The sequence below is a fragment of the Methylobacter sp. genome (genome assembly GCF_004322395.1).
In the GTDB taxonomy this organism is placed as follows: domain Bacteria; phylum Pseudomonadota; class Gammaproteobacteria; order Methylococcales; family Methylomonadaceae; genus Methylobacter_A.
This window is the reverse complement of the sequence record NZ_SCTW01000142.1, coordinates 1-4,077: the sequence shown is the minus strand read 5'-3', so window position 1 is coordinate 4,077 and position 4,077 is coordinate 1. Positions and strand designations below refer to the sequence as shown.

Genomic DNA, 4,077 nt, shown 5'->3' with positions numbered 1-4,077 from the left:
ATTCAATTTGCAAGGTGCAGTGATGAATGGAATACCGTTCTTCCAGTGTTTGTGCGATATTATCGATAAATGCATCGCCAGGATAGCCGCAAGGCATAACCAAATGAGCTGTCAATGCAGTTTCGGTAGTACTCAAGCCCCAAATATGCAAATCATGAATATCAGTTACACCCTCCAATTGGCGTAGATACATGTCAATTGCAGGTGCATTTACCTGTTCCGGAACAGCGCTCAAAACCAATCGCAGCGAATCGCGCAACAAACCCCACGTGCCTACTACGATCACTACCACAATCGCTAAACTAATGGCCGGGTCGAGCCAATACCAGCCGAAGTGAAACATTGCCAGGCCGGTAACCACCACTGCAAGCGATACGATAGTATCTGCCAGCATATGCAGGTAAGCGCCCCGAATATTCAAATCTTCTTTGCTGCCTTTCATCAAGAGCCCCGCGGACAGGCCATTGATGACGATACCAATCGCCGCCACAATCGATACCTTAAGACTGGCTACCATGGGGGGTTGTGAAAAGCGCTGCCCGGCTTCCAATGCAATCGCTCCACATGCCACCAAGAGTAATGTGGCGTTAGCGAGCGCCGCCAGAATGGATGTGCTGCGCAGTCCGTAGGTGTAGCGTTGACTGGGCTGCTTTTGCCCTAAAACAACCGCACCCCATGCCAACAGCAGGCCGAGCACGTCGGATGCATTATGCCCCGCATCGGCCATTAATGCTGTTGAGTTGGCGATGAACCCATAAGTGAACTCAACCACTACAAATGCCAGATTCAGCAATATGGTGAATATGAAAGTACGCCCTTGGTTATTCGGGGAGCTGTGATGGTGTCCGGCAGAATGATCGTGTTTGTGATGATGTCCTGCTGAATGATCGTGTGTGTGATGATGGGCCATTACTTATAAATCCTTGTCCAACAAATAACTTGTAATCTCGGGACGGCATTGCCTTTTCCCATTTTTCGCTCAGATTTGTCCTAAGCTCATGCCATATAATTATATTTATATCTATATAGGTCGATTATGCAAATTTTTTGCACTGTTGATCGTTAAGGCTTTTAGTTTGCACCATCGATTTTTTTTCCGAACGTTCGCATCGCAAAATAAACCGTGGGTGTGGCGACCAAAGACAGTAGCACGGAAAGCGTCAGCGCACCAATCACCGCAATAGCCAAAGGTTTAAGCATGTCCGACCCGGCACCGATACCGTAAGCTAAAGGTAAAAGCCCCAACGCCGCCGCTAGCGAGGTCATCAACACCGGACGCAAACGCCGCCGCCCCGATTCTGCCAGCGCATTTTCCAGCGTTGCGCCCTGCGATTCGAACCGTTGTACCGAATCCAGCATCAAGATGCCGTTTTTCGCCACCACGCCGATGCCGATGATCGCACCCAGCAACGAAATAATATTGACCGAAGTCCCGGTCAGGCACCAGGCCAAGACAGTACCGCACAGCGCCAGCACGGAACCGGACACAATCGCGATGGGTTCATAAAATGAACTGAACTCAATCAACAACACGGTAAACACCAGGAATATGGAAGCCAACAGCACCACCAACAAATTATGGAAAGACTCCTGCTGTTGCTGGTAGAGTCCGCCAAATTCCAACACGCCCGACGGCAAGGTTTGATCCTGACTGAGTTTGGCCTTGATCTCCTCTATGGCACTGCCGAGGTCGCGGTTTTCCAGGCGAGCGGAAACAGCCACCAGTTGCCGCAGGTCTTCTCGATGCAACTCCAGTTGTCCCGGTTCGATGACTACGTCCGCCACTTGCGACAGCTTTACGGTTCTGCCGTCCAAAGAGCGCAACGGTAATTCGCGCAGGTTGGCGATTTGGCCGGTCGTGTCGGTGTTCATTCTGACGCGTATATTAACAACCCGGTCGCCTTCCAACACATAGGAGGCTTTTTGCCCGAGCATGGCCGTGCTAACCGCCAAAGCCACATCGTTAACGGTCATACCGAAGCGCTGCGCGTCACTGTCGCGCACACGCAGACTCAACGACGGACCGGTGGTTTCCAAACCGTCGAAAGTATCGACGACGCCTTCGATTTTCTTCAGCTCGGTTTCGATTTGCGGCGCTTTTTGTTTTAGCCATTCGACATCGGTGGAGAACAGTTTGATTTCAATAGGCCGCGGCGACCAAGTCAAATCGCCGATCAGATCGTTTAGAATACCTGCAAATTCCCACTCAATTCCGGGCACGGCAACATGAAGTTGCTTACGCAGATCAGCAATGACTTCATCGGTTTTACGCTGACGTTTTGGTTTTAATTTAACCAAAAAGTCGCCCATGTGCGCTTGTGAAATTCCCAAGGCCAGCCTCGCACTGGTGCGCCGCGAATAGCTTTCCAATTCCGGCATGGCGCGCAAAATGGATTCGGCTTGCTGTAGTTGGCGGTCGGTTTCTGCCAAACTGGTTCCCCAAGGGGCGCGGTAATCAAGCACGAAGCCGCCTTCATCCATAAAAGGCAAAAACTCGCTTTCCAGTTGCCCGTACAGCCAGATGCCCAGTGCCAGTATCAATACGCAGCCGGTCAAAACTTTCCCAGTCTGTTTCAGTGCAGTACGTAACCCCTTTTCGTAGCCGTTGATCAGCCGCTCAAGCCAGCTTGATTTAGAACTGGACGGTAAATGATTGCCGGCCGGCATCCACCAAGCTGCCAGCGACGGAATCAGCGTGACGGCCAACACCAGCGAGGTCAACAGCGATACGACCATAGTCAATGCCAAGGCCCGGAAAAAGCAACCTGCGACACCGTCCAGAAAAGCCAGCGGTATAAAGACCACCACCGGCGTCAGCGTCGAAGCCAGCAAAGGCCGGAAAATTTCCGCCGACGCTTGCTGCACCGCATCCAAGCGCTGCATACCGGAGGCGATTTTGCTGTGTACCGCTTCCACCATCACAATGGCATCGTCGATAATCAAACCGATGGCCGCAGCGATTCCTCCCAGAGTCATTAAATTAAAACCGAGACCCATGACGCGCAGCATAAGCAAGGTGATTAAAACCGTAGCCGGAATCACCGCGGCGGCAATCAAAGTAGCTTCCCAATTCTTTAGGAACACATACAGTATGACTATGGAAAGCATCAGCCCCAAAAAGATAGCCTCCCAAACGCTTTGGATGGAATCGTCCACTAACAGCGACTGGTCGTAGAAGACCGTCGCCTGCATACCCGGCGGCAAGGCTTTTTTTAGCGATTCAAGTTCCTGTTTCAGTTGCTTGGCGATATCGAGAGTGCTGCCGTCCGGCTGGCTGTAGACATTAAGCAACACGGCATTAACGCCGTTCGCGGTGACAATATTAAAAGCCGGCTCCTGGGTTCGCTCGACTCGCGCAAAATCTTTTATACGGATCGGATGAGCAGGTTGTACGGCTACGGCAGTTGGTGCATTGCCGGATACCGAGACCGTCAGGTTTTCTATCTCTTCGATGGTACGAACGCGACCATCCACCACCGTCAGGTAGAGCTTGTAATCTTCCTCCAGCATGCCGGACGGTGCAATCAGGTTGTTTCTGAGCAGCGCATCGGTGACTTGGGCCAAGCTCAGATTTACGGCTTGCAAGCGCAAGGGATCGACAATGACGTGATATTCCGGCGCCCGACCGCCGACAATGCCCATGCGAGCCACGCCGGGTATGCGCAACAAGCGCGGCTGGATAGAGTAACGCGCCGTTTCCCAAAGCTCGGTGAGCGAATGCGCGGGGCCGGTCAGGCTGAGGCCTACCACCGGAAAGGCCGCAAAAGTGAGCCGCCAAACCGCCGAGCTTGCGGTAGCCGGTAGCGCTTTTTGCACGACCGCAAGCCGCCCCTGAACGAACAGCTCCGCTTGCACCATATCCGTTTGCCATGTGAAAAACACGTTGATTTCCGCCGAACCGCGCCCGGTTTTCGAGCGCACCGTGCGCACGCCGGGAATGTCTTTCATGGCTTCTTCGACCGGACGGGTGACCGTCGCCATCATCTCGTTGGCAGGCATAACGCCGTTGTCGATCAGGATGACCACGCGCGGAAAATTGGTCTGCGGAAAGATGGATGAAGGCATGCCCAATACGGC

Annotated in this window: 2 protein-coding genes; both read right to left on the bottom strand. The window is 52.9% G+C overall.

What is annotated here, in order from left to right:
• Positions 1 to 910, bottom strand: a 910-nt coding sequence (locus EPO18_RS18560; protein WP_292435984.1) for a cation diffusion facilitator family transporter, incomplete at its 3' end; no start/stop codon positions are given.
• 161 nt (positions 911 to 1,071) lie between these two features.
• Positions 1,072 to 4,077: efflux RND transporter permease subunit (locus tag EPO18_RS18555; protein WP_292435982.1), on the bottom strand; the 3,006-nt coding region annotated here is incomplete at its 5' end.